The 8487-nt window shown below is 35.8% G+C and carries 7 protein-coding genes; 1 reads left to right on the top strand and 6 read right to left on the bottom strand.

All coding sequences use genetic code 11. From position 1 onward, the window contains the following. On the bottom strand, positions 1-647 hold a 647-nt coding region (locus tag ACZQCL_RS03930), incomplete at its 3' end, for a hypothetical protein (protein WP_482481890.1). Positions 648-703: 56 nt separating this feature from the next. Between ACZQCL_RS03930 and ACZQCL_RS03935 the strand changes: the two genes are divergently transcribed. Next, the gene (locus ACZQCL_RS03935; RefSeq protein WP_482481891.1) at positions 704-1441 is read left to right on the top strand and encodes a nitroreductase family protein; all 738 of its coding nucleotides are present in this window, start codon (positions 704-706) and stop codon (positions 1439-1441) included. 16 nt (positions 1442-1457) lie between these two features. On the opposite strand, the gene ACZQCL_RS03940 is transcribed toward ACZQCL_RS03935, so the two are convergent. The 5 genes from ACZQCL_RS03940 to scfA all read right to left on the bottom strand — a co-directional run bounded on the left by ACZQCL_RS03940 (position 1458) and on the right by scfA (position 8324). Then, entirely contained in the window at positions 1458-3359 is a 1902-nt protein-coding gene (locus ACZQCL_RS03940) for an NADH:flavin oxidoreductase (RefSeq protein WP_482481892.1), read from the bottom strand. Positions 3360-3367: 8 nt separating this feature from the next. Beyond that, a complete protein-coding gene (gene baiCD, locus ACZQCL_RS03945) occupies positions 3368-5299 on the bottom strand; it encodes a bile acid Fe-S flavoenzyme BaiCD (RefSeq protein WP_482481893.1) in 1932 nt (643 codons plus the stop codon). Positions 5300-5387: 88 nt separating this feature from the next. Then, a complete protein-coding gene (locus tag ACZQCL_RS03950) occupies positions 5388-6716 on the bottom strand; it encodes an aminotransferase class I/II-fold pyridoxal phosphate-dependent enzyme (protein WP_482481894.1) in 1329 nt (442 codons plus the stop codon). After that, on the bottom strand, positions 6697-8091 hold the full coding sequence (gene scfB / locus ACZQCL_RS03955) for a thioether cross-link-forming SCIFF peptide maturase (protein ID WP_482481895.1): 1395 nt from the start codon (positions 8089-8091) through the stop codon (positions 6697-6699). The genes ACZQCL_RS03950 and scfB overlap by 20 nt, the downstream gene beginning before the upstream one ends. Positions 8092-8171: 80 nt before the next feature. Beyond that, positions 8172-8324 (bottom strand): six-cysteine ranthipeptide SCIFF, encoded by a 153-nt coding sequence (gene scfA / locus ACZQCL_RS03960; protein ID WP_003865538.1) that lies wholly within the window; start codon positions 8322-8324, stop codon positions 8172-8174. Positions 8325-8487 lie beyond the last annotated feature (163 nt).

Below are 8487 nucleotides of genomic sequence, written 5' to 3' on the forward strand. Positions count from 1 at the left end.
GATAAAGAAAGTGCATCTTTTAAAGATATTGTTGGATTTTCAGCTAAGATATAATCCACTAAAAAGTAAACATAATAAAAATAAACGCCTCCTACAACGGTAAAGTTCATAATTGTTAAAATTATAGACTTGACCAACTTCACAAACGCAACATGCATCTGTTTTCGTATTCGCATTAAATAAACCAATCGATCAAGTGGAAGTTTTGCGTAAACTCTTCCTTCCAAAAATAGTCTGCGATTAATGACTGGCAATACATTCACAATATACACTCTATAGAACACAGATATGCATAAACCCATCACGACAAAACAAATACCCGCAATATCTTTTGAATGAACAATGGTAGATAAACCTAAAAATAGTGTCTTCACAAAAGATCCTGAAGTAATTCCATTTAACACATGTGCAAATACACCGTTGGTTGTACCAAAGACGTCTTCAGGAAGTAAAAATGTCATCGACTTCACAAAAGAAGAGTGCATTAACAGGCCTGAAACACTCTTGGCATTATCTTGTTTTAAAAGGGATAAAGTCGAACTAAATTCACTTCCCATAAGTACTGCTGCAAGACATAACACTAAATAGGTCGCATAGTGTGTTTTTACATTTTTATGTGCATTTTTCTTAATTTCACTTAGTTTCATACTTAAATAATAGCATATCTGTAGTAAAATATTTCCAAAAAGAAAGGGGATTTATGATGAATCCAATTATTCAAAGTTTATTTGACCGCAAATCTTGTCGCATTTTTAAAGATAAAGAAATATCACAAGAAGAAAGAAAATTGATACTAGAAGCTTGCATGCAAGCCCCTAGTGCAGGAAACCAACAAATGTATACAATTATTGATGTACAAGATAAGAAACTGCAAGAAACACTATCTAAAACGTGTGATAATCAATCTTTTATTAATCAAGCTAAAATGGTTTTAATTTTCTGTGCTGATTTTCAGAAATGGTATGATTTATTTAATTATGAAAATTGCAGTCCTAGAAAACCAGGCGTAGGTGATTTATTATTGGCCACAACGGATGCGACCATTGCCGCACAAAATGCGGTTGTAGCTGCCGAAAGTCTTGGGATTGGATCTTGTTACATTGGTGACATTCTAGAACAGCATGATCTTCATAGAGAATTATTAAATCTAAGTGAATATGTAGTCCCTGTATGCATGTTAGTACTTGGATATCCTGCAGAGGATCATTTTAAAAGACAAAAGCCAAAGCGTTGTAAATTAGAAGATATTGTTTGTGTTGATCAATATCATAGAAAAGACAAACAGGAATTAAAAAATATGTTTGAATATAAAGCTGGGAATAAGACATTAAACGAATGGGCAACTGCTTTCTGTAAAAGAAAATACAATTCAGATTTTTCAAAAGAAATGACAAATTCTGTACAAAAATATATTGACCAATTTAAAAGTGAAGCCGATTAAGACTTCACTTCTTTTCTTATAGTTTTAAAGAAATATTTACGCCATCACGAACCGCTTCCAAAGCTTGTGCTACACTTGATGCATCACCAAATAAGTATGTTTCTTTTCCTGTTTCCCGAATAGCTTCATATAGACTTGGATCTGGTTTTGAACCTGTCGCATATACGATAAAGTCAAATTTTCCTAAGTTTTGTGTTTCTCCACCTTTTTCAACCTTAACACCATCTTCTACAGATATGAGTTTTGTTTCTGTTAGTGCCTTGATTGGTAAACTTTGAATACGAGTCATTGTAGAAACTAAGTTTGCCGGAGATTCTCCGTCATCAATATTCTTTTTCATTTCTAAAATTGTAACATGTGCATCCAGGTGTTTTTCACAAATATATTCACTGGCTTCAACACCAACCATGCCTCCACCTACGACAAGGATATTTCCGTGTACATCAACTTTATCACCTAAAATATCATGTGCTGTACAGGCATTTTCATTGGGTCTATTTGGAATAGAACCGTTGCATACGAGTACCACATCAAAATCATGTACATCACTTACTTTCACTTCATGATTTAAATGAACTGGAATTTGTAGTCTTTGACATTCACTTTCTAAATAATCAATCCATTTATGCATTTCTTTTTTCGGGGTAATCTTGCTGGCAAGATTGATCTGTCCACCTAACACACCACTTTTTTCAAAAACTTCTACATCAAGTCCTCTTAAAGAACACATTCTTGCAGCGCTTAATCCACCGATTCCGCCACCTACAATCATCACTTTTTTATTCGATGTAGATGGTTCTATCTTCATTTCCATTTCATGACCACAGAATGGATTGATAACGCAAGTTCCGCATAAACGCTTTGTTTGTTGTCCAACACATCCTGCAAGGCATCCTGTACAAGGTGCAATTTGTGCATCTTTATCTTCTTTTGTCTTCTTGACAAAATCTGGATCTGCAAGTAAAGCACGACCTAGCACAATACCATCGACTTTGTCTTCTTCCACTAAAGAACGAGCTAATTTCGCATCATTAATCTTTCCCACCAACAATACGGGTACATGACTGATTTCTTTGATTCTTACGGCTTCTTTCAAATTAGTTGCGCACTCTTCTCCATGACTAGGCATAATTTTATTTGGCAACTCATATTGAGATCCACCCGAAACTTCAAAGGCATCCACACCTCGTTTTTCGAGTTCTGGTATCAATTGAAGTGTATCTTCAATTGTACTTCCACCTGGAATCTTCTCCGATCCAGAAATTCTTAAAACAATCGGAAAATCATCTCCACATTTTAATTTAATCGCTTCTACCACTTCAAATAATAAACGTGCACGACGCATTAAATCGCCACCATATTCATCGGTTCGCTTATTTTTTAAAGGACTTAAGAAAGAGCCTAGAAGCATATATCCATGAGCACAATGCAGTTCAATTCCATCAAAACCAGCTTGTTTTGCCTGATAAGAAGTATTCGCATACATCGAAATAATATTTGGGATTTCTTCTATTTTTAATTCACGAGTTTGTTGATACATAGAATTTAAATAGCCACTACTAGAAATTGGTGTAACCCCAAAGAATGAGGAGATACTTTCTGGTCCTGGATGCGTAATTTGAGGAATGATTTTTGTCCCATACGCATGGATCTTATCCGTAAATTTTTTGTATTCCAAAATGCTTTCTTCACTTCTAAAACATAGCGTATTTCCTAAATAAGGTGTATTAGGATCCACACTTGTCGCATCCGTAATAATGCAACCCACTTTCCCTTTAGCTCTTTCAATCCAATACGCTTGTTCTTGTAATGTAGGAATTCCCGTTTGATCTCCATATCCTAAAGACATTGGCGCCATAAATGTACGATTTTTTAAGGTCATCGAACCAATTTGAAGTTCATCAAATAATGTTGTCATATCGCTACCTACTTATTAATTTCTAATACTGCATGATACGCATCTTTAAATGCATCTAAAGCAACACCTGCTTTTTTACAATCACCAACGATGTATGTAGGAATACCTAAATCTGTATACATGCTTGTATCGTTTGCCTTTGATCCAACAGCCATAATGACACTATCATATGGATATTCTTTGCCACTGGCAACAACTGCATGATCTTCAATTCGTTCTACAGTGGCACTTGTTTCAATTGTGATTGGCATTTGTGCCATCGCAAACTGCGCTGTAATTTGACGCAATGGTCCTAGATCCTGTAAAGCTTTTTCTTTCATTTCTAAAATAATGACTTTCTTTTGTCTGGCAGCCAAGAATTCAGCGGTTTCAAAACCAACAAGACCACCACCAATAATGACGACGTTTTCACCTGGTACTTCTACTTTTTCACTCAATACATCATGTGCAACAATAGCTCTTTCACTACCTTCAATTGAAAGTACAAACGGACTTGACCCAATCGCAACAATGAGAGCATCCGGCTTAATTTCTTCAATCATTTCTTTAGTAACAACGGTATTTAAGTGCACCTCAATTCCAGATTCTTGAACATCCAAAATCATTTTATCTACCGCATTTTTAAAGTCTTTTTTAGCTGAAATAGCTCCGGCCAATACAAATTGTCCACCAAGACTTTCACTCTTTTCAAATAAAATTGGTGTATTGCCTGTTTCTTTTAAATCTAGAGCCGCTTCCATACCTGCAATTCCACCACCTAAGACGACAACTTTTTTAGAAGCAGATCCTGGTTTTAAGCCTAATGTTTCCTCTTCTAATAAGCCAGGATTTCGCATACAAGTAATGTGTTTAATAGCTGGATTATATAAGGATGCACAGAATGAGTCGTAGCAGCCTTGGTTACATCCGATACAATAGCGAATTTGATTCACTTTACCAGCTTTGGCCTTGTTACAGAAATTAGCGTCGGCAAGTTGAGCTCGTGCCATGACAACTAAATCGGCCTTGTCATCTTCTAAGATTTTTTCGGCAAATTCAGGCGTATTGATACGTCCACATGGCATTGTCAACATGCCTGTTTCTTTACGAATGCGTGCAGCATCTTCTACGTTAAATCCATTTTCAATATCCACTGGAGCCACTTCATATAGTGTAGCTGCCGTTAAGATATTTCCACGACTAATATTCAATACATCCACACCGAATTCTTTGGCATCTTTACAGAATTCAATCACTTCTTCAACCGTTAATCCACCATCTAACATGTCATCATGACAATCTACACGCATGAATAGTGGCATATCTTCTGGCATATTGGCACGAATCGATTTAATACATTCCAATGGGAATTTTTTACGATTTTCAAAAGAGCCACCCCACTCATCACTTCGATGGTTGATTCCTCCTGAAAGCATAGAGTGTGGTAAATAGTTATGCGCACAATGGAATTCTAAACAATCAAATCCAGCTTCTACTGCACGTTTTGCGGCTTGTCCAAACTTATCTATTATATCGAGTAATCTTTCATTTGTGATAGCTGGCACTGTATATTGTGGACTTAATGGTAAGTCATTGGGCACTAAGATTTGAGCCGTTTGATCTGAAGCTACGGCTAATCCTCCTTGCCATAATTGAATGCAAGTTTTTCCTCCAGCTTCATGCACGGCATCATTTAATTTTTTAAATTCTGGAATGTATTTGTCTTCGGCAATCGACAAGAATCCAAAAGGTGCACTGGCCGCATCTACACTCGTAACTTCAACTGTATTTAATCCATTTCCACCTTTTGCACGAGCCACATGATACGCAATCAGCTTATCTGTAACACTCTTTCCATCTTCACTTTCCGCACTTTCATGTGTTCCCATCGCAGACATGACAACACGATTTCTTAATTCCATACCACGAATCTGTATGGGTTCAAACAATTTGTCAAACATTTGATTCTCCTCCTTTTCGTATGTTTATTTCTTATTTTATTATACTTCAATTGTTAGCGGTTTCACATATACAAAAGAAAAAGAGTTGTCATTCTTTGACAACTCGTACGGTTTCAATACCATAATATTTCATGACTTCAATAGAAGACTCACTAATCACTTCTCCTGGAATCACTGGAAGAATCGCAGGAGGACAAGATACAGTCACACTGGAGCATACTTGTCCTAATGATTTAGATACATCCAATGTTATGCTTGACGAAAATAAAGCTTGACGCACATTCATGGCTTTTTTAGATTGTTCTAATTTTGGTGGTTTATTTATTAAAAGAGGTTTTCTTTCAATTCCACATAAACATGTCTCTAATCGTTTTAAGTCATCCTTCGTATTATATGGAGATGGCATTAATACAATATAGTCTGAATCATAGAATTCAGGATAGATATCACATTCCATTAAAAGATTTGCGATTTCATTTCCAGTATAGCCAAACTCTTTCGTTGAAATCGTTATCTTCATAGGTTCACCAGATAATATCGTGTATCCATGTTGAATCAAAGTATTCTTTAATCCATCAACTCTTTGAATACATTCAGACAAGGATTTTTTAAATGTAGTATCCAACACCTCATTTGTCGCATCTAAAGATGCCATAATCAAATAGGATGGACTTGTAGAAGAAAAATATTCCATAAAATGTTTTACATCATTTTTCCATACTTGATTCAAAGACTCACTTAAGTGAAGATAAGCTCCTCCTGTAAGTACAGGTAGTGTTTTATGGGCCGAATCACAACATAGATCAGCTCCTAAATCGATAGGATGTAAAGACGGTTCTAAAAAACGAAGATATGCACCATGGGCATTATCGATGGCAAGTAGTACATTATGTTTTTTACATACACTAGCTAAAGACTGAATATCCAAAAGATTTCCTAAATAATCTGGATTTGTCAGGTATACAGCCGTTGGAAGACTTTCAATAATCGCCTTTTCTAAATCCTCTGCATGTATCTTACAAGATAAGTAATCACTCTTTCCATATAACCATTCAATCTCAAAATCCAATAGTGCAGCCGCATGAATAAAACTTCGATGCGCATTTCTTCCTGCAAGAATCTTAGTTTTCTTCCCTTTACTTTTAGCATCTTGGCATAATATTGTGCACATCGTTTGAATGCATAAAGTAGAGCCTTGCGTTGAGTAATAGGTTGGACAGCCAAATAAAGAGGAAGCATTTTGTTCACTTTCCTTAATGATCCCCTCTGCCGCAAACAACTCATCAGCTCCATAAATTTCTGTAAGATCCATTCCTTCAAAACCAAGAATGCCAGCACCTTTATGGCCTGGCATATGCATTCTTACAGGTGATTTTTCTTGATACGATTTTAGAAAACTAACAATCGGCGTCTTCATGATTATTTTCTTTCATATCACGAATAATGGCTACGGCAAGGGCACACTCTAGTCGTTTACAGAATAGTTCACAACCCTCTTTATATACACCTTTTACAGATCCTGTCGCATGGTATGCATTGGCTGCACATCCTCCAGAACAATAAAGTCTTGCCCAGCAATCTGCACATTCTTTACGTGCATATACGTTGCATGATGCAAATTCATCCTGAATCTTTTTGTTTGTGACACCCGTATAAATGTCTCCTAATTTAAAAGCTTCTTCCCCTACAAATTGGTGACAAGGATATAAATCTCCCCATGGTGTTACGGCCATATATTCAGTTCCTGAACCACATCCAGAAATACGCTTATAAATACATGGTCCACCTTTTAAATCAATCATATAGTGATAGAAAGTAAATGGATCTTTCTTCTCATCATATTCCAACATCAATTTAGCTAAATCTTCATATTGTTTTTTCACAACTTCACGATCGGCTTCTGTAAGTGCTGCAGGATCATCGGATTTGGCAACAACAGGTTCCATACTTAATTCTCTAAAACCTAAATCTAACATTTGTTGCACATCTTTTAAGAAGTCTGGATTGGCATGAGTAAAAGTACCACGCATATAGTAATTTTTACCTTCACGAGCCTTTACTAACTTTTGGAATTTAGGAACGATTGTATCAAAACTTCCCTTACCAGAATAATCCACACGATAACGGTCATGAACTTCTTTACGTCCATCTAAGCTTAATACAACGTTGCTCATTTCTTTGTTCGCAAATTCGATTACGTCATCATCAATCAACATACCATTTGTCGTTAATGTAAAACGGAAATTCTTTCCAGCTTCTTTTTCAATACTACGAGCATAGGCAACCAATTGTTTAACTACATCAAAGTTCATTAGTGGTTCTCCACCAAAGAAATCCACTTCTAAGTTTCTGCGTGTTCCTGAATTTTCCACCAAGAAATCAAGAGCTCGTTTTCCCGTTTCAAAACTCATTAATGCACGGTCCCCATGGTATTTTCCTTGGCTGGCAAAACAATACGAGCAATTCAAGTTACAAGTATGGGCAATATGAAGACATAAAGCTTTAATAACACCACTTGTCTTAGCCTTTAACTGTCCTGCCATTGGCTCATATGTATCTTCACTAAATAAACGACCTTGTTCTTTTAATTCTAAAATCTGGTCGTAACATTCTTCCAATTCAGATGTATCAACACTAGGATATTTCTCCTTCATTTCTAAAACCAAGGTATTTTTATCTTTATCTAAAAATTCAGCAATCATATCATAGGCAATTTCATCTACCACATGAATGCTTCCTGAACAAATATCCAATACAATATTCTGATTAAACATCTTATACTGATGAATCATCTATATTTCCTCCTCAAAATTTAAAAAATGCTGCCTTAAAGGCGGCATTAAAAATGCCGAATCACTTCGGCATTTCTTAATTACTTACTTTCTTTATTATTTTCGCAAGCTTGGTTAGCGATTCCGCAGCTAGTTTTACAAGCTGATTGGCAAGAAGTTTGGCATTCTCCACATCCACCATTTTTTGCGCTTTCACACAAGTTACGAGTATCTACTGTATTAATATGTTTCATGATTATATACCCCCATATAAATTCCCTTTTATTTTAACACGCCAACCAAAGAATATCAAATTAAAAAGGCATTCCTAGTGATTACGCATGAAATGATCTTCAAAATTTCGCGATTTAAGATTATTTATTTTTTTATGCACTTTAATAGTGTATTGGTGTACAC

Source organism: Holdemanella sp. (assembly GCF_056804935.1).

What these genes read in the sequence shown, in the direction of transcription:
- ACZQCL_RS03935 (WP_482481891.1), top strand. Translation starts at nt 704, where the DNA reads ATGAATCCAATTATTCAAAGTTTATTTGACCGCAAATCTTGTCGCATT.
- ACZQCL_RS03940 (WP_482481892.1), bottom strand. Translation starts at nt 3,359, where the DNA reads ATGACAACATTATTTGATGAACTTCAAATTGGTTCGATGACCTTAAAA.
- baiCD (WP_482481893.1), bottom strand. Translation starts at nt 5,299, where the DNA reads ATGTTTGACAAATTGTTTGAACCCATACAGATTCGTGGTATGGAATTA.
- ACZQCL_RS03950 (WP_482481894.1), bottom strand. Translation starts at nt 6,716, where the DNA reads ATGAAGACGCCGATTGTTAGTTTTCTAAAATCGTATCAAGAAAAATCA.
- scfB (WP_482481895.1), bottom strand. Translation starts at nt 8,091, where the DNA reads ATGATTCATCAGTATAAGATGTTTAATCAGAATATTGTATTGGATATT.
- scfA (WP_003865538.1), bottom strand. Translation starts at nt 8,324, where the DNA reads ATGAAACATATTAATACAGTAGATACTCGTAACTTGTGTGAAAGCGCA.